Origin of the sequence: Serratia marcescens, assembly GCF_001902635.1 — a bacterium.
Classification (GTDB): domain Bacteria; phylum Pseudomonadota; class Gammaproteobacteria; order Enterobacterales; family Enterobacteriaceae; genus Serratia; species Serratia marcescens_F.
In genome coordinates this window covers 189,187-211,511 of the sequence record NZ_MJAO01000001.1, presented here as the reverse complement: position 1 = coordinate 211,511, position 22,325 = coordinate 189,187, and the positions used below count along the sequence as shown (strand labels likewise).

Sequence of the window (22,325 nt, the reverse complement as noted above, 5' to 3'; positions counted from 1 at the left end):
GTTTCGGCGCCGGGGAAGCTTCTCGGCGCTGTTGCTATGTCAGCTAACAGGAACCTGGAGAGCCTTTCTTGAGCCAGGAATATACAGAAGATAAAGAAGTTACCCTGAAAAGACTCAGCAGTGGCCGGCGTTTGCTGGAGGCTGTGTTGATCGTGGTAGCGATTTTTGCCGTTTACCTCATGGCTGCGCTGGTCAGCTTCAATCCGTCTGACCCAAGCTGGTCGCAGACCGCGTGGCATGAGCCGATTCACAATTTGGGCGGCGGTGTTGGGGCCTGGTTGGCCGACACGCTGTTCTTCACCTTCGGGGTACTCGCCTACGCGATACCGCCGATCATGCTGCTCCTGTGCTGGGCGGCCTATCGCCAACGCGGCGGCAGTGACTACATCGACTATTTCGCACTCTCCCTGCGCCTGATCGGCTCGCTGGCGTTGGTGCTCACGTCCTGTGGGCTGGCGGCGCTGAACGTTGACGATCTCTATTACTTCGCCTCCGGCGGCGTGATCGGCAGCCTGCTGAGCAACGCCATGCTGCCGTGGTTCAACGGCATCGGCGCCACGCTGGCGTTGCTGTGCGTGTGGGCGGCGGGGCTGACGCTGTTTACCGGCTGGTCCTGGCTGGTGATCGCCGAGAAAATCGGCGGGGCGGTGCTGGGCGTCGCAACGGTGATGACCAACCGTTCGCGTCGCGAAGAGCGCTATTTCGAGGATGACGAGCGGTACGTTGACGACGAACCGGAGCAGGCAGGGAAGGGGGCCGCCGCAGCGGTTGCCGCGACCGCCGCCGGTGCTGCGGTTGCCGATGACGACGTGCTGTTCTCCGCGCCTTCGGTCGCCGAAAGCGCCAAAGCGACGGCGGAAGACGCTGTCGATCCGTTGCTCAGCGGCCTGCGCGCCGATGATGATGAGCCTGAGGCGGCACCTGCTGCACCTGCCGTTGCGGCCGTAGTACATGAACCTGTCGCCGCCCCGGTGGCCGTACAGGCGGTGACGCCTGCGCCGGCAGCGCCGGCCACGGTCAGCCAACAGCCGGTGAGTGCACCGGTGCAAGACGCCACGCCGCCGCTGTACTCCTTCGAAATTCCGGAAGAAACGCCGGCACCGAAGGCGACGCGTCCTGTCGATCCTTATCAGGATGACGATGAGCCGCGTCTGGGCAATTGGCAAGAGCCGGCTGCGTCGCAGCCGCCGGCGCGTTCTCCCTTTGATTTTACTGCCGCGCAGCGCGACAGCGTCGACGTCAGCGGCTCAGGTGGTTTCAGCGCCAACGGCGGCGCCAAGCCGCAGCTGGACGCGGCAGCCGCTACTGCTGCGGGCGCCGCAGCGGCGACCTTTATGCCGGCCTTCACGGCCACCAGCGACGCTAACCCGCAGGTTAAGCAGGGTATCGGCCCGGAGTTGCCGCGGCCGAACCCGGTGCGTATCCCGACCCGTCGCGAGCTGGCTTCCTACGGCATCAAGCTGCCTTCGCAGCGTGCGGCCGAACAGGAGCAGCGTCAGGCTGAGGCAGAGTCTCTGCCGCCGACGGCAGTGAACCCGCAAGAAGAAGAGGCCTTGCAGGAGGCCGCGTTGCGTCAGGCGTTCGCCGAGCAGCAAAGCCAGCGTTATGGCGAAAGCTACGAGCCGGAGCAATACACGCCGGATCAAGATGACGAGAGCGCCCTGCAGGAAGCTGAACTGCGCAAGGCGTTCGCCGAACAGCAGAGCCAACGCTATGGCGAAGGCTATCAGCAGGACGACGAAGAGGCGCGGCAAGAGGCCGCGCTGCGTCAGGCATTCGCCGAGCAGCAACAGGCGCGCTACGGTCAGCCAGAGCCTGCCCCGCAAGTGCCGGCCGCCAACCCTGTCGATACCCGCAATGCGTTCAGCTTCTCACCGATGACGGATCTGGTGGACGAGGGCCCGAGCGAGCCGATGTTCACGCTGTCGCCGCAGCTTGAAGAGCGTATTGAACAGCAAAGCGAGCAAGAGGACGATGTGCCGTTTGGCCAGTTTGAGCCTGTGGCACCGGTTGCCCAGCCTCAGCAACCTCAACAATACCAACAGCCGCAGCAGCAACCGTATCAGCAGCCGCAGAAGTATCAACAGCCGTCGCAGCAGCAATATCAGCAGCCAGCGCAACAGGTACAGCAACAGCCTCAGCAACCTCAGGCCGAGCAGCACCCGGCGATGGACAGCTTGATCCACCCGTTCCTGATGCGCAACGATCTGCCGCTGCAAAAGCCGACCACGCCGTTGCCGACGTTGGATCTGCTGACCGAAGCGCCGAAAGAGGTGGAGCCGGTCGATTCCTTTGCGCTGGAGCAGAAGGCGCGTCTGGTGGAGGCCAGCCTGGCTGATTACCGCGTGAAAGCCGACGTGGTGGACATTCTGCCTGGGCCGGTCATCACTCGCTTTGAACTGGATCTGGCGCCGGGCGTTAAAGCGGCGCGCATTTCCAACTTGTCGCGCGATCTGGCACGTTCGCTGTCGACTTCAGCGGTGCGCGTGGTGGAGGTGATCCCCGGCAAGCCTTATGTCGGCCTGGAGTTGCCAAACACCAAGCGTCAAACGGTGTATCTGCGCGAAGTGCTGGATTGCCCGGCGTTCCGCGATAACCCGTCGCCGCTGTCCATAGTATTGGGTAAAGACATCTCCGGCGAACCGGTGGTGGCCGATCTGGGCAAAATGCCGCACTTGCTGGTTGCCGGCACCACCGGTTCCGGTAAGTCGGTCGGGGTCAACGCCATGATCCTGAGCATCCTGTATAAAGCCACGCCGAAAGAAGTGCGCTTTATCATGATCGACCCGAAAATGCTGGAGCTGTCGGTTTACGAAGGCATCCCGCACCTGTTGACCGACGTGGTCACCGACATGAAAGACGCCGCTAACGCGCTGCGCTGGTGCGTGGGCGAGATGGAACGCCGCTACAAGCTGATGTCCGCCCTGGGCGTGCGTAACCTGGCCGGCTACAACGAGCGCGTCGATCAGGCCGAAGCGATGGGGCGTCCGATTCCGGATCCGTTCTGGAAACCGACCGACAGCATGGACATCACGCCGCCGGTATTGGAGAAAGAGCCGTACATCGTGGTGATGGTCGACGAATTCGCCGACCTGATCATGACGGTGGGCAAGAAGGTCGAAGAGCTGATCGCTCGCCTGGCGCAGAAAGCGCGTGCGGCGGGTATCCACCTGGTGCTGGCGACCCAGCGCCCGTCGGTGGACGTGATCACCGGCCTGATTAAGGCCAATATCCCGACGCGTATCGCCTTTACCGTGTCGAGCAAGATAGACTCGCGCACTATCCTCGATCAGGGCGGTGCCGAATCCTTGCTGGGTATGGGTGACATGCTCTATCTGGCGCCGAACTCTTCGATCCCGGTGCGCGTACATGGCGCATTCGTGCGCGATCAGGAAGTGCACGCGGTGGTCAAGGATTGGAAAGCGCGCGAGCGGCCCCAATATAAAGAGGGCATTCTCAGCGGCGGCGAAGACGGCGAGGGCGGTGCCGGCGGCGGGATGGACGGCGATGAAGAGCTGGATCCGCTATTTGACCAGGCGGTGGATTTCGTGGTGGATAAACGCCGCGCTTCCATCTCCGGCGTACAGCGCCAGTTCCGTATCGGCTATAACCGCGCTGCGCGCATCATCGAGCAGATGGAAGCGCAGGGCATCGTCAGCGAGCAGGGGCACAACGGCAACCGTGAGGTGCTGGCGCCACCGCGGCACGATTGATGGCCATTTAGCCATTGCAATTCAATAATAAAGGGCCGCTTAAGCGGCCCTTGTGCAAAGAAGCGTAAACCCGTTTCTTCTCGGAACATTAGCCTACCGGCCGTTCGCCGGCTTCGGGTAAAGTAATGGGGTAAAGGGTTGATTTGTCCCGCACGGCGTCGCCTTGCGGTTAACGCATTTCATAAGGTATCTGGAATAATGAAAAAACTGTTAGTTGCCTGCTGTCTGCTTTCGGGATTCGCTTCTACCTCCGTGCTGGCCGACGCCGCACAGGATCTGCAAAGTCGCCTGGCGAAGGTGAACAGTTTCCACGCCAGCTTCTCGCAAACCGTGACCAGCGCCGACGGCGCCGCGGTGCAGCAGGGTGAAGGCGAGCTGTGGGTGAAGCGGCCGAACCTGTTCAACTGGCACATGACGTCGCCCGATGAGAGCGTGCTGGTTTCCGATGGCCAGACCCTGTGGTTCTACAACCCGTTCGTCGAGCAGGTGACGGCGACCTGGCTGAAGAACGCCACCGGCAATACGCCGTTTATGCTGATCACCCGCAATAATGCCAGCGACTGGAAACAGTACAACGTGAAGCAAAAGGGCGATGATTTCGAGCTGACGCCGAAATCCGCCAGCGGCAACCTGAAGCAGTTCGCTATCAGCGTGACCAACAGCGGCACCATCCGCAGCTTCGCTGCGGTGGAGCAGGACGGCCAGCGCAGTTCCTACACGCTGAAAAGCCAGCAGAACGTTGCCGCCGATCCGGCCAAATTCAAATTTACCCCGCCGAAGGGGGTGACGCTGGACGACCAGCGCCAGTGAGGTGCAAGTGAGTAATAATCTGTCGCTCGATTTTTCCCAAAACGAGTTCCAGCCGTTGGCCGCGCGCATGCGGCCGACCACGCTGGCGCAGTATATCGGCCAGCAGCACCTGCTGGCCGCCGGCAAGCCGCTGCCGCGCGCCATTGAGGCCGGGCAACTGCACTCGATGATTTTATGGGGGCCGCCGGGCACCGGGAAAACGACGCTGGCAGAGCTGATCGGCCGTTACGGTCAGGCGGATGTCGAACGGATTTCCGCCGTGACTTCCGGTATCAAAGAGATCCGCGAGGCGATCGAGCGGGCGCGGCAAAATCGCGACGCCGGCCGCCGCACCATCCTGTTCGTTGACGAAGTGCACCGCTTCAATAAGAGCCAGCAGGACGCCTTCTTGCCGCACATCGAAGACGGCACTATCACCTTTATCGGCGCCACCACCGAAAACCCGTCGTTCGAGCTGAACTCGGCGCTGTTGTCCCGCGCCCGCGTCTATCTGTTGAAGGCGCTGACCGCCGAAGATATCGGCCAGGTGTTGGATCAGGCGATGAGCGACAAGTCGCGCGGCTTTGGTGGCCAGAATATCGCGCTGCCGGCGGAAACGCGCCGCCTGCTGTCGGAGCTGGTGGGTGGCGACGCTCGCCGGGCGCTGAACAGCCTGGAAATGATGGTGGACATGGCGGAGATCGACGCTAAAGGCGTGCGGGTGCTGACGCCTGAGCTGCTGAAAGAGGTGTCTGGCGAGCGCAGTGCGCGTTTCGACAATAAAGGCGACCGTTATTACGATCTGATTTCCGCGCTGCATAAATCGGTGCGCGGCTCGGCGCCGGACGCCGCGCTGTACTGGTATGCACGCATCATTACCGCCGGCGGCGATCCGCTCTATGTGGCGCGCCGTCTATTGGCGATCGCCTCTGAAGACGTGGGCAACGCCGATCCGCGCGGCATGCAGGTGGCGATCGCCGCCTGGGATTGTTTTACCCGCGTGGGGCCGGCGGAGGGTGAGCGCGCCATCGCCCAGGCGATCGTCTACCTGGCCTGCGCGCCGAAGAGCAATGCGGTCTACACCGCGTTCAAGGCCGCGATGCGCGATGCCAAAGAGCAGGCCGACTATGACGTGCCGGAGCACCTGCGCAACGCGCCGACCAAGCTGATGAAGGAGATGGGACTGGGGGCGGAATACCGTTACGCCCACGACGAAGCCAACGCTTACGCCGCCGGCGAGAACTATTTCCCGCCCGAAATGGCCAATACGCGCTACTATCAACCGACTTCGCGCGGGCTGGAAGGGAAAATCGGCGAAAAGTTGGCATGGCTGGCTGAGCAGGATCAAAATAGCCCGACAAAACGCTACCGCTAGCGTGGCCGTTGCGGTAAGGTTAGCGGGTATCACTCTTCTTTTATGCGGCTATAAATCAGCCGCATAGAACAACAACACTTCTTTCAATAACAACAAGCACAGGATTAGCATGCTCGATCCCAATCTGCTGCGTAATGAGCTAGACGCAGTCGCCGTCAAACTGGCTCGCCGAGGCTTTAAACTCGATCTGGATCTGCTGCGTTCGCAGGAAGAACGCCGCAAAGTTCTGCAGGTAGAAACTGAAACGCTGCAAGCGGAACGCAACTCCCGATCGAAATCCATCGGTGCGGCCAAAGCGCGTGGGGAAGACATCGAGCCGCTGCGTCGCGAAGTGAACGAGCTGGGTGACAAGCTGGATGCCGCCAAGGCGGCGCTGGATGCGTTGCAAAGCGAGATCCGCGATTACGCTCTGACGCTGCCTAACCTGCCGGACGACGCCGTGCCAGACGGTAAAGACGACAGCGAAAACCTGGAAGTCACCCGCTGGGGCGAACCACGCCAGTACGACTTCGCGGTGCGCGATCACGTCGATCTGGGTGAAATGGCCGGCGGGCTGGATTTTGCCGCCGCGGTTAAGTTGACCGGTTCGCGCTTCGTGGTGATGAAAGGGCAAATCGCCCGCATGCACCGCGCGCTGTCCCAGTTCATGCTGGATCTGCACACCGAGCAGCATGGCTACCTGGAGGCCTACGTGCCTTACCTGGTCAACCACGCCACGCTGTACGGTACCGGCCAGCTGCCGAAGTTCGGCGAAGATCTGTTCCATACCCGCCCGCTGGAAGAAGAAGCGGACAGCAGCAACTACGCGCTGATCCCAACGGCGGAAGTACCGCTGACCAACCTGGTGCGCGACGAAATCGTGGAAGAGGAATCTCTGCCGCTGAAAATGACCGCGCACACGCCATGCTTCCGTGCAGAAGCCGGTTCTTACGGCCGCGATACCCGTGGTCTGATCCGCATGCACCAGTTCGACAAGGTCGAGATGGTGCAGATCGTCCGTCCAGAAGATTCGATGGATGCCCTGGAAGAGCTGACCGGCCACGCGGAGAAAGTGCTGCAACTGCTGAACCTGCCTTACCGCAAGGTGCTGCTGTGCACCGGCGACATGGGCTTCGGCGCGTGCAAGACCTACGATCTGGAAGTGTGGCTGCCGGCGCAGAACACCTACCGCGAGATCTCGTCCTGCTCCAACATGTGGGATTTCCAGGCTCGTCGCATGCAGGCACGTTGCCGCAGCAAAGCCGACAAGAAACCGCGTCTGGTTCACACCCTGAACGGCTCTGGCCTGGCGGTAGGCCGCACGCTGGTGGCGGTGCTGGAAAACTATCAGCAGGCCGACGGTCGCATTCAGGTGCCTGAAGTGCTGCGCCCTTACATGGGCGGCCTGGAATTCATCGGCTGAATGGCAAACCATGAGAAAAAAGCGCCTGCGGGCGCTTTTTTATGCCGGTTCGTTCGGGTTTACTCAGCCTAGCGCCAGCGCATAAGCCTGGCTGACATAGTCCGCCAGATATTTGCTTTTCACCTCGGCGGGCGAGTGGAGCTTGATATGCCGCCGATATTGGCCGCCGCCTTCGAGCTGCCGATGGCGATCTTCCAATCGGTAGCCCTGACCGAACTCCACCGTGACGTGGTTACGATAGGTGAAAACGCCGCAGAAAAACTGGGTATGTGAGAACATGATACCGCCGTATTTTACTGACTCGGTGACGCCATTGCCGCTCGCCGCAACCACCCGGCGCACCTGTTGCACGATAGCCAGCAGCTCGCCGTGCGTGCTGCCGATGTCCGCCAGCAGGGCTTCTACCGCCGCATCATTTGCCTGACTCATCTTGTTTCTCCATCGTCAAATCCGCGCTGCGCTGAGCATAGCGTTTTTTCAGCTGATTAGCCGGAAACAAATCGTGCGGTGGAATGATAAGAGGCGATTGACTTTTTTATCGCCAGTGGCATGATGCGCGCACTCTCATTGCGCGTTCGGTCACAATTTCACTATGTCCGCATACTCCCGCCCAGTGCTTCTGCTGCTCTGCGGCCTGTTGCTGCTTACGGTATCCATTGCCGTTTTGAATACGTTAGTGCCTCTTTGGTTAAGCCATGCTCAGCTGTCAACCTGGCAGGTGGGAATGGTCAGTTCCTCTTATTTCAGCGGCAACCTGTTGGGCACGCTGGTGGCGGGCAAGCTGATCCAGCGCGTCGGCTTTACCCGCAGCTATCATCTCTCTTGCCTGGTGTTCGCCGCCGCGACCGCCGGCATGGTGCTGTCGATCGACTTCTGGAGCTGGCTGGGCTGGCGCTTCTTCGCCGGCGTCGGCTGCGCCTGGATTTGGGTGATCGTGGAGAGCGCGCTGTTGCGCAGCGGTAACCTGAGCAACCGCGGCCAGCTGCTGGCAGCCTATATGATCGTTTATTACCTCGGTACGGTGACCGGCCAATTGCTGTTGAGCATGACCTCAACCGAATTGCTGCACGTGGTGCCGTGGGTGACCGCTATCGTGATCAGCGCCATGCTGCCGATGCTGTTCGCCCGGGTCAACCGCCATGAGGACGAGCCGCAGCAGGCGGCGGTGTGGTCGATGCTGAAACGCCGCAGCGCGCGCCTGGGCATCAACGGCTGCATTATCTCCGGCATCGTGCTCGGTTCGCTGTACGGCCTGATGCCGCTGTACCTCTCCCATCAGGGTATGAGCGACGCCAACGTCGGTTACTGGATGGCGCTGCTGGTCAGCTCCGGCATCGTCGGCCAATGGCCGGTCGGGCGCCTGGCCGATCGCTACGGGCGCCTGCTGGTGCTGCGCATTCAGGTGTTCGTGGTGATCCTCGCCAGCATGGCGATGCTCAGCAACTACGCCATGGCGCCTTCGCTGTTCATTCTCGGCTGCGCCGGGTTTACCCTGTATCCGGTGGCGATGTCCTGGGCTTGTGAGAAGGCGCTGCCGCACGAGCTGGTGGCGATGAACCAAGCGCTGCTGATGAGTTACACCATCGGCAGCCTGCTGGGCCCATCGATGACGGCGCTGCTGATGCAAAACTACTCCGACCGCGTGCTGTTCGTGATGATCGCCGCCGTGGCACTGGTCTATCTGCTGATGCTGCTGAAGAAGCAGAAGCCGGATCACCACCACACGCCGTTCGCCGCCGCCTGAGCATAAAAAAACCGGCCATGAGCCGGTTTTTCTTTGGCGCTGCGCCAATCAGTAAATGACTTTGTGGCCGTAGCTTTCCAGAATGCCTTTGACGCGATCCATGGTCTCGGCCTTCGGCGGGTGTACGCCGTCCAGCTTGTACTCTTCTCCCATCGCAATCCATTTGTGCTTGCCCAGTTCGTGGTAGGGCAGCAGCTCGATTTTCTCGATGTTGGTCATATCCTTGGTGAACTCGCCCAGCAGGTGCGCCGACTGGTCGTCGTCTGACCAACCCGGCACCACCACGTAGCGGATCCAGGTGCGCTGGTTGCGCTTTGCCAGATAGCGGGCGAATTCCAGCGTGCGGTGATTAGAGACGCCGACCAGATTCTGGTGGATGTCGTCGTTCATCTGTTTCAGATCCAGCATCACCAGATCGGTGGTGTCCAGCAGTTCGTCGATCACCGGGTCGTAGCGGCGCACGAAGCCGTTGGTGTCCAGGCAGGTGTTGATGCCTTCGGCGTGGCAGGCGCGGAACCAGTCGCGCACGAATTCAGCCTGCAGGATCGCTTCGCCGCCGGACGCGGTCACGCCGCCGCCGGAGGCGTTCATGAAGTGGCGATAGGCCACCGCGTCTTTCATCAGCTCTTCGACGGTCACTTCCTTGCCGCCGTGGGTGTCCCAGGTGTCGCGGTTATGGCAATAGAGGCAGCGCATCAGGCAGCCCTGGAAGAATACGATAAAGCGGATCCCGGGCCCATCGACGGTACCGCAGGATTCAAAGGAGTGGATACGGCCAGTTACTGACATTGCGGGGTTCTCTCCAATATTGACTGTCAAACGCAGTCTAAAAATAGGCGCGTGGCCGCCGGCCAGGTATCTGCGATGCAGTGGCGGGGTGAGCCCGCCACCGGGGGTAATGATGCCTGTCGGCCGGTCAGTTGCCGGATAACTGTTTTGCCGGCTATCCATCTAGTATAGATGTCCGGCAAAACAGACTCTACAGAGTCAGGGGAGAGCGGTGGGAGAAAAGGGCCGGCAGAACCGGCCCTGACGTTGGCACCGGGCGGTTTCCCGCCCGGTTGGCGTATTACATCGTTTGAGTGAAGGTACGAGTAATGACGTCCTGCTGTTGTTCTTTGGTCAGCGAGTTGAAGCGCACGGCGTAACCGGAAACGCGGATGGTCAGCTGAGGGTATTTCTCAGGGTTTTCCATCGCATCCAGCAGCATTTCGCGGTTCATCACGTTGACGTTCAGGTGCTGGCCGCCTTCGATGGAGGCTTCATGGTGGAAGTAACCATCCATCAGGCCCGCCAGGTTGGCTTTACGCACGTCGTCGTCTTTACCCAGCGCGTTAGGCACGATGGAGAAGGTGTAGGAGATCCCGTCTTTCGCGTAGGCAAACGGCAGTTTGGCTACCGAAGTCAGGGAGGCTACTGCGCCTTTCTGGTCGCGGCCGTGCATCGGGTTGGCACCTGGGCCGAATGGTGCGCCTGCGCGGCGGCCATCCGGGGTGTTACCGGTTTTCTTACCGTACACCACGTTGGAGGTGATGGTCAGTACGGACTGAGTCGGTACCGCATTGCGGTAGGTGCGCAGTTTCTGAATTTTCTTCATGAAACGTTCCACCAGGTCGCAGGCGATGTCATCGACGCGAGCGTCGTTGTTACCGAACTGCGGATACTCGCCTTCCACTTTGAAGTCGACAGCCAGGCCGTCTTCGTCGCGAATGGTGGTGACTTTCGCGTACTTGATGGCGGACAGGGAGTCGGCAGCAACCGACAGACCGGCGATGCCGCAAGCCATGGTGCGATAAACGTCACGGTCATGCAGCGCCATCAGTGCAGCTTCGTAGCTGTACTTGTCGTGCATGTAGTGAATGATGTTCAGCGCGGTCACGTACTGCTTGGCCAGCCAATCCATAAAGTGGTCCATGCGCGCCATGACTTTGTCATAGTCCAGCACTTCGTCCATCATCGGTGCTTCTTTCGGGCCGACCTGCATTTTCAGTTTTTCGTCAACGCCGCCGTTGATGGCGTACAGCATGGTTTTCGCCAGGTTGGCGCGGGCGCCGAAGAACTGCATTTGTTTGCCGACGATCATCGGGCTGACGCAGCAAGCGATGGCGTAGTCATCGTTGTTGAAGTCAGGGCGCATCAGGTCGTCGTTTTCGTACTGAACGGAAGAGGTGTCGATGGACACTTTCGCCGCGAATTTCTTGAAGTTCAGCGGCAGCTTCTCAGACCACAGAATGGTCATGTTCGGCTCCGGAGACGGCCCCATGGTGTACAGGGTGTTCAGGAAGCGGAAGCTGTTTTTGGTGACCAGAGTACGGCCGTCAACGCCCATACCGGCCAAGGACTCTGTCGCCCAGATTGGGTCGCCGGAGAACAGCTCATCGTACTCAGGGGTACGCAGGAAGCGCACCATACGCAGTTTCATTACCAGGTGGTCGATCAGCTCCTGCGCTTGTTCTTCGGTCAGTTTGCCCGCCTTGATGTCGCGTTCGATGAACACGTCGAGGAAGGTGGACACGCGGCCGAAGGACATGGCGGCGCCGTTCTGGGATTTCACCGCGGCCAGGTAGCCGAAGTAGGTCCACTGTACCGCTTCTTGCGCGTTGGTGGCCGGGCCGGAGATGTCGTAGCCGTATTTGGCGGCCATCTCTTTGATCTGAGCCAGAGCGCGGTGCTGTTCAGCGATCTCTTCGCGCAGCTGGATGGTCATTTCCAGATCTTCGCCGTTTTCCAGTTTTTCCTGCAGCGATTTGAACTGGTTCAGCTTGTCGGCCATCAGGAAGTCGATCCCGTACAGCGCAACGCGGCGATAGTCACCGATGATACGGCCGCGGCCGTAGGCGTCTGGCAGGCCGGTCAGTACGCCGGATTTGCGGCAGTTCAGGATGTCTTTGGTGTAAACGTCGAACACGCCCTGGTTGTGGGTTTTACGGTATTCGGTGAACACTTTCTTCAGCTGCGGATCCAGCTCGCGGCCGTAAACTTTGCACGAACCTTCGACCATTTTGATGCCGCCGAACGGGATCAGTGCGCGTTTCAGAGGGGCGTCGGTCTGCAGACCCACGATGGTTTCCAGCTCTTTGGCGATGTAACCTGCGTCGTGAGAAATGATGGTTGCAGCAACGTTGGTGTCGAAATCAACTGGCGCGTGAGTGCGGTTTTCCAGTTTGATCCCTTCCATAACCTTGTCCCACAAGGTGGTGGTGGCTTGAGTCGCGCCGGCCAGGAAGGCTTCGTCACCCTCATAAGGCGTGTAGTTTTTCTGGATGAAGTCACGAACGTTGACTTCATTCTGCCAGTCACCCTTGCTGAAACCTTCCCAAGCGTTGGCTAATTTCTCGTTAAGTTCGGTCATTGTACACCTACCTTTGATTGTGGATTTCTAACTCTGCGTGGGGTCACTCACAGCTTAGTGCTGTTCGCGCGCCCCGCGCAGATAAATTACCCAGTAAGTCAACCCAACCAGCAGACCGCCACCGATGATGTTGCCGATAGTGACCGGAATCAGGTTGTCGATAATGAAGTTGCTTACTGTCAGATGAGCGAATTGCTCAGGTACCGCCCCTACGGCTTGCCAGAACTCCGGCGTGGCGAAGTGTTTGACCACGATGCCCATAGGGATCATAAACATGTTGGCAATGCTGTGTTCGAAGCCGCTGGCGACAAACATGCCGACCGGCAGCACCATGGCGAGCATCTTGTCGGTCAGGGTGCGGCCGGAGTAGCTCATCCAGACCGCCAGGCAGACCATCAGGTTAGCCAGAATGCCGAGGCACACGGCTTCGATAAAGGTGTGATGAAGCTTGTGGTCCGCGGTTTGCAGGACATTCAGGCCCCACTGGCCGTTGGCGACCATATACTCGCCGGAGAACCAGATCAGCGCTACGAAGAACAGCGCGCCGACCAGGTTGCCGAGATAAACGTTCAGCCAGTTGGCACCCAGCTGGCCCCAGCTGATGCGGCCGCTGGCCTTGGCGATGACGATAAGCACGGTAGAGGTGAACAGGTCGGCGCCCGACACCACCACCAGCATTAACCCGAGAGAGAAACAGATGCCGCCGACCAGTTTCGCCAGCCCGAAAGGCACGCCGGCGGTGCCGGTGGTCGCCGTGATGTAGAAGACGAAGGCGATGGAAATGAAGACACCGGCGGTGATCGCCAAATAAAACGTTTTCAGCGGATGTTTGGTGGCTTTATACACGCCGGCATCCTCAGCGATTTTCGCCGTTGCCGCAGGTAAAATCAGATCGAAGGGGCTGTCAGTTTTCAAACTAACTCTCGCTCTTAAGGGTTAAAACAACGCAATGAGATACTAGCAAAGCAGTATAGGGGAAAATTTGATTTGGATCATAAGGCGGGGAAGTAAAGCGGCAAAATGGCGTGTTTTTTGTGTGGTTTTTTGTATTATCTATTTGATTTTAAATGAAAAACATTTTTTTAATGTTTGCAAATTTTTTTGAATTTGCCGGGTAGGTGAGACTGGGAAAAGTTAAATTTTTAGGCGTTTTGTCTCCGCTCGTCGCTGAAAGTTTAATTATCGGTTAATTATTATTTCACCGTCCGGCAACAATTGACGGTTTATTTATTCTTATGCTCGTTTAACCGCCTATTTTCCGGTGAGAAAATAAAACCGAATGCGTTGAAATAAACCGCAAAAATGAAAACGCCGCAACGGATTGCGGCGTTTACCCAAGGGGGTACTCCCAAAGTGGCAGTATCCCCTGATGATGATGCTTAGGCCTTGGCCCAGTGACGGCGTTTGGCCGCCTGCAGCTTTTCGTAGGCCGCCAGCAGCGCCTGGTGGGCCGGCAGCGCCTTCAGATCGGCATCGATGGCGAACAGACCGTTGAAGCGCTCTTCACCGCTGATGGCGGCAGAGGCCGCGTCAACCGCTTCCTGGCCGTACATCTTCACGAACGCGGTATAGTACTGCGCCGCTTCGCGCTCAGGCTCCTGCGCCAGCAGCAGCAGCGTTTGCAGGCAGCGGTAGTAATTGCTGCGCGCCGGGCTCAGCACGGAGGCGTTGAAGTCCTGCGTCCATTCGGTCCAGATCAGCGCCTGATCCAGATCGCCGCCCGCCAGCGCCAGCATCGACTTCAGTTCGCCCACGCGCAGGGTATACCAGGCGTTGTCTTTGCCGCTGGCGATGCCCAACAGTTCACGTACGCGGGTAAAATCGTCCAGCCCTTCGTCGTCCAACTGCTCGATCAGCGCCAGATACTCTTCCGGTTCCCACTCGCTGCCCGGCAGCGCCAGCAGCGTGTCGCGCAGGTGCGCGCCCATGCTGTTGTTGGCCAGCAGCAGGTCTTCCGCCGGATAAATATCGGACATGCCCGGCACAATGATGCGGCAAGCGTAAACGCCCAGGTGCTCGTAGTCGGCGATGTACACTGCCGCGTCTTCTTTGTCGAAGATGCTCATCAGGGTGGCGAACTCTTCCTGCGTGCTGCCGCTGAAGTTCCAGTCGACAAACGGGTAATCCGCGTCCTGCTTGAACAGATCCCAGGAGATCAGGCCGCTGGAGTCGATGAAGTGCGTTTCCAGGTTGGTGTGTTCCGCCACTTCTTCGTCATCGAAGGTCGGCGCGGTGAACACGTCGAGATCTTTCAGGCTGCGGCCCTGTAGCAGTTCGGTCACCGTGCGCTCCAGCGCCACGCCGAAGTCCGGGTGCGCACCGAATGAAGCGAAGCAGGTGCCGTTGGTCGGGTTGAACAGCACCACGCAGATCACCGGGTAGTTGCCGCCCAACGAGGCGTCATAGGACAGGATCGGGAAACCTTCCTCTTCCAGCTTGGCGATGGCTTCAACCACGCCCGGATAGCGGTTCAGCACCTCGTCCGGGATCGCCGGCAGGCTGATGGATTCGGCGATGATGCGGTTTTTCACATAGCGCTCGAACACTTCCGACAGGCCCTGCACGCGCGCTTCGTTGGCGGTGTTGCCGGCGGACATGCCGTTGGAAACATACAGATTTCCGATGATGTTCATCGGGATGTACACGGTTTGCTGGTCGGACTGACGGGTAAACGGCAGCGCGCAGATGCCGCGATCGCCGTTGCCGGATTGCAGATCGATAAGATCGCTGGCGCTCAGCTCTTGCTGCGGATCGTAGAAGGCGTGCAGGCGCTCGTCGAGGATGCCGGCCGGCAGTGCGTCGTCCTCAGGGATCGGGAACCATTTTTCATTCGGGTAATGCACGAAGTCGCCTTCGGCGATCTGCTGGCCCAGATAAAAATCGGCGAAGAAGTAGTTGGTGGACAGGCGCTCGAAATATTCACCCAGCGCCGAGGCCAGCGCGGCTTTTTTGCTGGCGCCTTTGCCGTTGGTGAAGCACAGCGGGCAATCGCGATCGCGAATGTGCACCGACCACACGTGCGGCACCGGGTTCAGCCAGGAGGCTTCTTCGATGTTGAAACCGAGATCGCTCAGTTTCTGCTGGAAACGGGCGATGGAGTCTTCCAGGGCGGCGTCTTTACCGGGGATAAAAGTTTGCGTCATTGTCTTCACTTTTTGCGCGTACTAAAAACGCGCAATGATACGGGGTTTTACGCCGGAGCTCCACGTATTCCTAAAGCGGCGGCAAAGTCACAGTTTTTTTAAGGATAAAGGCCATAATTCAGCGAGTTATCTGTCACGGAGAAATCTAATGAAATCAGTGAAACTCAGCGTGTTAACCCTCTTGTTGACCGGTGTTAGCGCCTCGGCGCTGGCGCTGCCCAACATCACCCTGCTGGCCACCGGCGGCACCATCGCCGGCGGCGGCGATTCGGCGACCAAATCCAACTATACCGCGGGCAAACTGGGCGTCGAAGCGCTGGTCGATGCGGTGCCGGCGCTGAAGAATATCGCCAACGTGCAGGGGGAGCAGGTGGTGAACATTGGCTCGCAGGACATGAACGATCAGGTCTGGCTGACGTTGGCGAAAAAAATTGACGCCGACTGCGGCAAGACCGATGGTTTCGTCATTACCCACGGCACCGATACGCTGGAAGAAACGGCCTATTTCCTCGACCTGACGGTGAAGTGCGACAAGCCGGTGGTACTGGTGGGGGCGATGCGACCGGCGACGGCAATGAGCGCCGACGGCCCGTTCAACCTGTATAACGCGGTGGTGACGGCGGCGGACCCGCAATCGGCCAACCGCGGGGTGCTGGTGGCGATGAACGACAGCGTGCTGGACGCGCGCGACGTCACCAAGACCAACACTACTGCCGTGCAGACCTTCCAGTCACCGAACTTTGGCCCGCTGGGGTATATCCACAACGGCAAGATCGACTATCAACGTTCGCCGCAGCGCAAGCACACCCGCGAGACGCCGTTCGACGTCAGCAAGCTGAGCGAATTGCCGAAGGTCGGCATTATCTACAACTACGCCAACGCCTCCGATGCGCCGGCCAAGGCGCTGATCGCCGAAGGGTATCAGGGCATTGTCAGCGCCGGGGTCGGCAACGGCAACCTGTATAAAACGGTGTTCGACACCCTGGCGACGGCGGCGCACAACGGCGTGGCGGTGGTGCGCTCTTCGCGCGTGCCGACCGGCGCCACCACCGAGGATGCGGAAGTGGACGACGCCAAGTACGGCTTCGTCGCCGCCGGTACGCTGAATCCGCAAAAAGCGCGCATTCTGCTGCAGCTGGCGTTGACGCAAACCAAAGACGCGAAACAGATCCAGCAGATGTTCAATCAGTACTGATCGTTTCTTATCCTGCGGGGGCTGGTTGGGCTCCCGCAGCCATCTCGGCTGAATACAGCATAAAACACCGCGTTAACCCGCTGAATTTCCCCATGTCGCAGGGTTTTATCGTCCAAAAAATGGCGACGGCCGCAGAGCCTGTCATCGCCCGGCGCGACCGTTTGCCGCTGACGGGCGAATAAGCGTTGCAGCCATGGGGCGTGAGTGATAAAACCGAAGGGTTGGTTAACGCGAACGTTAACTTCGGGCGTCTTTTCGACAGGTCGCTTTTCTGCGGCGAACAGTGAATGTGGTGAGGGGAAATGACTCAGGTTTATAATTTTAGCTCTGGCCCGGCGATGCTGCCGGTGGAAGTATTGCGTCGTGCGGAACAGGAACTGTGCAACTGGCACGGCCTGGGAACGTCAGTGATGGAGATCAGCCACCGCAGCAAAGAATTCATCGCCGTTGCCGAGCAGGCGGAACAGGATCTGCGCGATCTGCTGAAAGTCCCCTCCAACTATAAAGTGCTGTTCTGCCACGGCGGTGCCCGCGCGCAGTTCGCCGCGCTGCCGCTGAACCTACTGGGCGACAAGGCCACCGCCGACTATATCGACGGCGGTTATTGGGCGCACAGCGCCATCAAGGAAGCGGAGAAATATTGCGTTCCGAACGTCATCGACGTAAAAACCCGCATCGATGGCCTGAGCGGCATCAAGCCGATGAAAGAGTGGCAGCTCAGCGACGACGCGGCTTATGTACATTACTGCCCGAATGAGACCATCGACGGCGTGGCCATCGATGAAACGCCGGACTTCGGCGATAAAGTGGTGATCGGCGATTACTCCTCGACCATCCTGTCCCGCCCGCTCGACGTCAGCCGCTTCGGCGTGATTTACGCCGGCGCGCAGAAAAATATCGGCCCGGCCGGCCTGACGCTGGTGATCGTGCGCGACGATCTGCTGGGCAAAGCGCGCAAAGAAGTACCGTCTATCCTCGACTACACCGTGTTGGCCGAGAACGACTCAATGTTCAACACCCCGCCGACCTTCGCCTGGTACCTGTCCGGGCTGGTGTTCAAATGGCTGAAAGAGCAGGGCGGCCTGGTGGAGATGCAGAAACGCAACCAGGCCAAGGCCGAGCTGCTGTACGCGACCATCGATAAATCCGACTTCTACCGCAGCCAGGTGGCGATCGCCAACCGCTCCTGGATGAACGTGCCGTTCCAGCTGGCCGATGCGGCGCTGGACAAGGTGTTCCTCAGCGAAGCCGAGGCCATCGGCCTGCAGGCGCTGAAAGGCCACCGGGTAGTTGGCGGCATGCGTGCTTCTATTTACAATGCCATGCCGCTGGCCGGCGTGCAGGCGTTGACCGACTTCATGGCCGACTTCGAACGTCGTCACGGTTGATCCCGGCAGCTCGCCAGGCGCGGGCTGCCCCAGGCTGTTGTCCTTTTGCATTAAAGCGGCTCCGGCATTATCCCGGAGCCGTTTCGTTTATCAGAATTGGAGAGTTTTGTTCACATGGTGGATTCCCTGACGTTACACCCGGTCGCTTTGGTCAATGGCACCGTCAACTTACCCGGCTCCAAGAGCGTTTCTAACCGCGCTCTGCTGCTGGCGGCGCTGGCGGAAGGCACGACCCGGCTGACCAACCTGCTGGACAGCGACGACGTGCGTCATATGCTGAACGCGCTGCAGGCGTTGGGCGTGAACTATCAGCTTTCCGCCGATCGCACCGTGTGCGAAGTGACCGGCGTGGCCGGGCCGCTGGTGGCCGCTCAGCCGCTGGAACTGTTCCTCGGCAACGCCGGCACCGCGATGCGCCCGTTGGCGGCGGCGCTGTGCCTAGGCGCCGGCGACGTGGTGTTGACCGGCGAGCCGCGCATGAAAGAGCGCCCGATCGGCCATCTGGTAGACGCGTTGCGTCAGGGCGGGGCGCAAATTGATTACCTCGAGCAGGCCGATTACCCGCCGATTCGCCTGCGGGGCGGTTTCCAGGGCGGCGACGTTACCGTCGACGGCAGCGTCTCCAGCCAGTTCTTGACCGCGCTGCTGATGACCGCGCCGCTGGCGCCGCAGGATACGCAGATCCACATCAAGGGCGAGCTGGTCTCCAAACCGTATATCGACATCACGCTGCATCTGATGCGTACCTTCGGCGTGGCGGTAAGTCACGACAACTACCGGGTGTTCCACATTGAGGGCCGTCAGACTTATCGCGCGCCGGGGGATTACCTGGTTGAGGGCGACGCTTCTTCCGCCTCTTACTTCCTGGCGGCGGCGGCGATCAAAGGCGGCACCGTGCGCGTGACCGGCATCGGTCGCAAAAGCGTGCAGGGCGACACCAAGTTCGCCGACGTGCTGGAGAAAATGGGCGCGCGCATCACCTGGGGCGACGACTTCATCGAGTGCAGCCGCGGTGAGCTGCGCGGCATCGACATGGACATGAACCACATCCCGGACGCGGCGATGACCATTGCCACCGCGGCGCTGTTCGCCGAGGGGCCGACCACCATCCGCAATATCTACAACTGGCGGGTGAAAGAGACCGACCGCCTGGCGGCGATGGCCACCGAATTGCGCAAAGTGGGTGCGGAAGTGGATGAAGGCGAAGACTACATTCACGTTGTGCCGCCGGCTAAACTGCAGTTCGCCGAGATTGGCACTTACAACGATCACCGCATGGCGATGTGCTTCTCGCTGGTGGCGTTGTCGGATACCCCGGTCACCATTCTCGATCCGAAGTGCACCGCGAAAACCTTCCCAGACTATTTTGAACAGTTGGCGCGCATCAGCCAGCCGGCGTAATCCGTCAAATCGTTTCTTTTAAGGCCCCTTTGCGGGCCTTTATCGTTTTTAGCGCTTGGCGACCGGCGTTTCTTCTATACTTTTTCGCGGTTGTGCGCTTATTTTCAACAACCGGACAGTTCCAGGGTAACAGATCGCCGTAGGGCAGCGTATAATACGCCACCGTATTTGCCCCGATTGGGCAGATGACAGAGATGGCGGCGCGTGGGCTTCGAGCCGAAGCCGGCCGTGTCTCTGTGAGGTTTTCTACCTGAAGGAGAGAGAAATGACGGCTACAGCCCCGGTGATAACCGTTGATGGACCAAGTGGCGCAGGTAAAGGCACGTTGTGTAAAGCGTTGGCCGAGTCCCTTGGTTGGCGTTTGCTGGATTCCGGCGCGATCTATCGCGTGCTGGCACTGGCGGCGTTGCATCATCAGGTGGATATCACTTCTGAGGAAGCGCTGGTTCCGCTGGCCGCACATCTCGATGTTCGCTTCGTTGCCCACGACGGCAAGCTGCAGGTGATTTTGGAAGGTGAGGACGTCAGCAATGAGATCCGCACCGAAACCGTCGGCAACACCGCGTCACAAGCTGCGGCGTTTCCGCGCGTGCGCGAGGCGCTGCTGCGCCGCCAGCGCGCATTTCGCGAGGCGCCTGGCCTGATTGCCGATGGCCGCGATATGGGCACGGTGGTGTTCCCGGACGCGCCGGTCAAGATTTTCCTCGACGCCAGCTCGGAGGAGCGCGCGCACCGCCGCATGCTGCAGTTGCAGGAGAAAGGCTTTAATGTTAACTTTGAACGTCTTTTAGCCGAGATAAAGGAACGGGACGACCGTGACCGTAATCGGCCTATCGCGCCTCTGGTGCCCGCTTCCGACGCCCTTGTGCTGGATTCTACCAGCATGTCGATCGAAGAAGTGATCCGGCAGGCGTTGGCGTATGCACAGAAAGTATTGGCGTTGCCGCAGCAATAAGCGCGGCGGCGCTATTGGCTTTTTGTCATATTTGTCATAGCGGTATCGCAATATATCGGGTAAAATTTTACCCCTGTAACCTGAAACCCTGTCGGCATGGAGCCAATGGCGGGGTATGTGAAACAACCCCATTCGGCGGGACGCTAAATGGACGTTAAACTAAAGAACCCTGAAGATTAACAACATGACTGAATCTTTCGCTCAACTCTTTGAAGAATCCTTAAAAGAAATCGAAACCCGCCCGGGTTCCATCGTTCGTGGCGTAGTTGTTGCTATCGACAAAGATATCGTACTGGTTGACGCCGGTCTGAAATCTGAGTCTGCCATCCCGGCTGAGCAATTCAAAAACGCCCAGGGCGAGCTGGAAATCCAGGTTGGTGACGAAGTTGACGTTGCTCTGGATGCTGTTGAAGACGGCTTCGGTGAAACCCTGCTGTCCCGTGAGAAAGCTAAGCGTCACGAAGCTTGGATCACGCTGGAAAAAGCTTACGAAGAAGCTGAGACTGTAACCGGTGTTATCAACGGCAAAGTGAAGGGTGGCTTCACCGTCGAGCTGAACGGCATCCGCGCGTTCCTGCCAGGTTCCCTGGTTGACGTGCGTCCGGTACGTGACACTCTGCACCTGGAAGGCAAAGAGCTTGAGTTCAAAGTCATCAAGCTGGATCAGAAGCGCAACAACGTTGTCGTTTCTCGCCGTGCGGTTATCGAATCCGAGAACAGCGCTGAGCGCGATCAACTGCTGGAAAACCTGCAGGAAGGCATGGAAGTTAAAGGTATCGTTAAGAACCTCACTGACTACGGTGCATTCGTTGATCTGGGCGGCGTAGACGGCCTGCTGCACATCACTGACATGGCTTGGAAACGCGTTAAGCACCCAAGCGAAATCGTCAATGTTGGCGATGAAATCACTGTTAAAGTGCTGAAGTTCGACCGCGAGCGTACTCGTGTATCCCTGGGCCTGAAACAGCTGGGCGAAGATCCATGGGTTGCTATCGCGAAACGTTACCCAGAAGGCACCAAGCTGACTGGTCGTGTAACCAACCTGACTGATTACGGCTGCTTCGTAGAAATCGAAGAAGGCGTTGAAGGTCTGGTACACGTTTCTGAAATGGATTGGACCAACAAAAACATCCATCCGTCCAAAGTTGTTAACGTGGGCGACGTAGTGGAAGTGATGGTTCTGGACATCGATGAAGAACGTCGTCGTATCTCCCTGGGCCTGAAGCAGTGCAAATCCAACCCATGGCAGCAGTTCGCAGAAACCCACAACAAGGGCGACCGCGTTGAAGGTAAAATCAAGTCTATCACTGACTTCGGTATCTTCATCGGCCTGGACGGCGGCATCGACGGCCTGGTTCACCTGTCTGACATCTCCTGGAACGTTGCAGGCGAAGAAGCAGTACGTGAATACAAGAAAGGCGACGAAATCGCAGCGGTTGTTCTGCAAGTTGACGCAGAGCGCGAGCGTATCTCCCTGGGCGTGAAGCAGCTGGCTGAAGACCCGTTCAATAACTACCTGTCTATGAACAAGAAAGGTGCTATTGTTACTGGTAAAGTCACTGCAGTTGACGCCAAAGGTGCTACAGTTGAATTGGCAGGCGGCGTAGAAGGTTACCTGCGTGCATCTGAAGCCTCTCGCGACCGCATTGAAGATGCAACTCTGGTTCTGAACGTAGGTGACGAAGTTGAAGCTAAATTCACCGGCGTTGACCGTAAGAACCGCGTTGTAAGCCTGTCCGTGCGTGCTAAGGACGAAGCTGACGAGAAAGACGCCATCGCTACTGTTAACAACAAACAGGAAGAAGGCAACTTCTCTAACGCAATGGCTGAAGCTTTCAAAGCGGCTAAAGGCGAGTAATGACGGGGGG

15 protein-coding genes are annotated in these 22,325 nt (G+C 59.0%); 10 read left to right on the top strand and 5 right to left on the bottom strand.

Translation table 11 applies throughout. The features are described from left to right. The first annotated feature begins 68 nt into the window (after positions 1–68). The 4 genes from BHU62_RS01000 to serS all read left to right on the top strand — a co-directional run bounded on the left by BHU62_RS01000 (position 69) and on the right by serS (position 7,279). Entirely contained in the window at positions 69–3,713 is a 3,645-nt protein-coding gene (locus BHU62_RS01000; protein ID WP_073528728.1) for a DNA translocase FtsK 4TM domain-containing protein, read from the top strand. Between the two features lie 198 nt (positions 3,714–3,911). Beyond that, positions 3,912–4,523 carry an outer membrane lipoprotein chaperone LolA gene (lolA, locus tag BHU62_RS00995; protein ID WP_019454555.1) on the top strand — a complete coding sequence of 204 codons (612 nt, stop codon included), beginning with the start codon at positions 3,912–3,914 and terminating at the stop codon, positions 4,521–4,523. Between the two features lie 67 nt (positions 4,524–4,590). Further along, on the top strand, positions 4,591–5,877 hold the full coding sequence (locus tag BHU62_RS00990; RefSeq protein ID WP_171971282.1) for a replication-associated recombination protein A: 1,287 nt from the start codon (positions 4,591–4,593) through the stop codon (positions 5,875–5,877). A 109-nt stretch (positions 5,878–5,986) separates the two neighbouring features. After that, a complete protein-coding gene (gene serS, locus BHU62_RS00985) occupies positions 5,987–7,279 on the top strand; it encodes a serine--tRNA ligase (RefSeq protein WP_073528726.1) in 1,293 nt (430 codons plus the stop codon). Between the two features lie 63 nt (positions 7,280–7,342). On the opposite strand, the gene BHU62_RS00980 is transcribed toward serS, so the two are convergent. Then, complete coding sequence (locus tag BHU62_RS00980; RefSeq protein WP_073528725.1) at positions 7,343–7,708, bottom strand: DUF1801 domain-containing protein; 366 nt, start codon at positions 7,706–7,708, stop codon at positions 7,343–7,345. A gap of 163 nt (positions 7,709–7,871) precedes the next feature. On the opposite strand from BHU62_RS00980, the gene BHU62_RS00975 reads away from it, so the two are divergent. After that, on the top strand, positions 7,872–9,023 hold the full coding sequence (locus tag BHU62_RS00975; RefSeq protein ID WP_073528724.1) for an MFS transporter: 1,152 nt from the start codon (positions 7,872–7,874) through the stop codon (positions 9,021–9,023). Positions 9,024–9,071: 48 nt separating this feature from the next. Here BHU62_RS00975 and pflA read toward each other — a convergent pair whose 3' ends face one another. The 4 genes from pflA to ycaO form a co-directional block, all read right to left on the bottom strand. After that, positions 9,072–9,812: a pyruvate formate lyase 1-activating protein gene (pflA, locus tag BHU62_RS00970; RefSeq protein ID WP_073528723.1), complete on the bottom strand. Its 741-nt coding sequence runs from the start codon at positions 9,810–9,812 to the stop codon at positions 9,072–9,074. Between the two features lie 280 nt (positions 9,813–10,092). After that, positions 10,093–12,375: a formate C-acetyltransferase gene (pflB, locus tag BHU62_RS00965; RefSeq protein WP_073528722.1), complete on the bottom strand. Its 2,283-nt coding sequence runs from the start codon at positions 12,373–12,375 to the stop codon at positions 10,093–10,095. A 54-nt stretch (positions 12,376–12,429) separates the two neighbouring features. Continuing rightward, positions 12,430–13,290, bottom strand: a complete 861-nt coding sequence (gene focA, locus BHU62_RS00960) for a formate transporter FocA (RefSeq protein ID WP_073528721.1) — start codon at positions 13,288–13,290, stop codon at positions 12,430–12,432. Between the two features lie 464 nt (positions 13,291–13,754). Then, entirely contained in the window at positions 13,755–15,518 is a 1,764-nt protein-coding gene (ycaO, locus tag BHU62_RS00955; RefSeq protein ID WP_073528720.1) for a 30S ribosomal protein S12 methylthiotransferase accessory factor YcaO, read from the bottom strand. 148 nt (positions 15,519–15,666) lie between these two features. Between ycaO and ansB the strand changes: the two genes are divergently transcribed. From ansB to rpsA, 5 genes are all read left to right on the top strand, one after another. Further along, complete coding sequence (gene ansB, locus BHU62_RS00950) at positions 15,667–16,713, top strand: L-asparaginase 2 (protein WP_073528719.1); 1,047 nt, start codon at positions 15,667–15,669, stop codon at positions 16,711–16,713. A gap of 302 nt (positions 16,714–17,015) precedes the next feature. Next, positions 17,016–18,101, top strand: coding sequence for a 3-phosphoserine/phosphohydroxythreonine transaminase (gene serC, locus BHU62_RS00945; RefSeq protein WP_049200401.1), 1,086 nt, complete (start codon positions 17,016–17,018; stop codon positions 18,099–18,101). Positions 18,102–18,215: 114 nt separating this feature from the next. Then, a complete protein-coding gene (gene aroA / locus BHU62_RS00940) occupies positions 18,216–19,502 on the top strand; it encodes a 3-phosphoshikimate 1-carboxyvinyltransferase (protein ID WP_073528718.1) in 1,287 nt (428 codons plus the stop codon). A gap of 265 nt (positions 19,503–19,767) precedes the next feature. Further along, entirely contained in the window at positions 19,768–20,457 is a 690-nt protein-coding gene (gene cmk / locus BHU62_RS00935) for a (d)CMP kinase (RefSeq protein ID WP_073528717.1), read from the top strand. 184 nt (positions 20,458–20,641) lie between these two features. Further along, on the top strand, positions 20,642–22,315 hold the full coding sequence (gene rpsA, locus BHU62_RS00930) for a 30S ribosomal protein S1 (protein ID WP_004928267.1): 1,674 nt from the start codon (positions 20,642–20,644) through the stop codon (positions 22,313–22,315). The last annotated feature ends 10 nt before the right edge of the window (positions 22,316–22,325 follow it).

What these genes read in the sequence shown, in the direction of transcription:
- lolA (WP_019454555.1), top strand. Translation starts at nt 3,912, where the DNA reads ATGAAAAAACTGTTAGTTGCCTGCTGTCTGCTTTCGGGATTCGCTTCT.
- BHU62_RS00990 (WP_171971282.1), top strand. Translation starts at nt 4,591, where the DNA reads ATGCGGCCGACCACGCTGGCGCAGTATATCGGCCAGCAGCACCTGCTG.
- serS (WP_073528726.1), top strand. Translation starts at nt 5,987, where the DNA reads ATGCTCGATCCCAATCTGCTGCGTAATGAGCTAGACGCAGTCGCCGTC.
- BHU62_RS00980 (WP_073528725.1), bottom strand. Translation starts at nt 7,708, where the DNA reads ATGAGTCAGGCAAATGATGCGGCGGTAGAAGCCCTGCTGGCGGACATC.
- BHU62_RS00975 (WP_073528724.1), top strand. Translation starts at nt 7,872, where the DNA reads ATGTCCGCATACTCCCGCCCAGTGCTTCTGCTGCTCTGCGGCCTGTTG.
- pflA (WP_073528723.1), bottom strand. Translation starts at nt 9,812, where the DNA reads ATGTCAGTAACTGGCCGTATCCACTCCTTTGAATCCTGCGGTACCGTC.
- pflB (WP_073528722.1), bottom strand. Translation starts at nt 12,375, where the DNA reads ATGACCGAACTTAACGAGAAATTAGCCAACGCTTGGGAAGGTTTCAGC.
- ycaO (WP_073528720.1), bottom strand. Translation starts at nt 15,518, where the DNA reads ATGACGCAAACTTTTATCCCCGGTAAAGACGCCGCCCTGGAAGACTCC.
- ansB (WP_073528719.1), top strand. Translation starts at nt 15,667, where the DNA reads ATGAAATCAGTGAAACTCAGCGTGTTAACCCTCTTGTTGACCGGTGTT.
- serC (WP_049200401.1), top strand. Translation starts at nt 17,016, where the DNA reads ATGACTCAGGTTTATAATTTTAGCTCTGGCCCGGCGATGCTGCCGGTG.
- aroA (WP_073528718.1), top strand. Translation starts at nt 18,216, where the DNA reads ATGGTGGATTCCCTGACGTTACACCCGGTCGCTTTGGTCAATGGCACC.
- cmk (WP_073528717.1), top strand. Translation starts at nt 19,768, where the DNA reads ATGACGGCTACAGCCCCGGTGATAACCGTTGATGGACCAAGTGGCGCA.
- rpsA (WP_004928267.1), top strand. Translation starts at nt 20,642, where the DNA reads ATGACTGAATCTTTCGCTCAACTCTTTGAAGAATCCTTAAAAGAAATC.